The sequence below is a fragment of the Salmonella sp. SAL4457 genome (assembly GCF_046548235.1).
GTDB lineage: Bacteria > Pseudomonadota > Gammaproteobacteria > Enterobacterales > Enterobacteriaceae > Salmonella > Salmonella enterica.
This window is the reverse complement of sequence record NZ_JBGDZO010000281.1, coordinates 1-301: the sequence shown is the minus strand read 5'-3', so window position 1 is coordinate 301 and position 301 is coordinate 1. Positions and strand designations below refer to the sequence as shown.

General features: G+C 56.8%; 1 protein-coding gene. It reads right to left on the bottom strand.

Features of this window, described 5'->3' with window-relative positions; translation table 11 throughout:
* A partial coding sequence (locus tag ACLJNW_RS24285; RefSeq protein ID WP_410961229.1) for a restriction endonuclease subunit S occupies window positions 1–301 on the bottom strand: 301 nt, incomplete at both ends.

Below are 301 nucleotides of genomic sequence, written 5' to 3'. Positions count from 1 at the left end.
CGGCGTGGTCGATGATGCGCAGCTTCTGTTCGGTCAGCAGCGCAATGAGATCGCGCTTGGCCCTGATGAAGCAGGCGATATGCGCGTCCTGCGTACGCAGGTAGGTGACGATCTGGTCTTGCTCAGGGCGCGGCGGAACCAGCGATGGCATCTGCTTGAAGGATTCCCAATACAGACGGTTGCGGTCAGCCACGATGCCACGAGAGAACTTGTTCACCTCTTGCATGTAAGCCGCAGTGCGGAACAAGTAGCTGAAATAGGTGCTGTTGGCTTCTGCATAGGGCTTGACTACGACATAAGC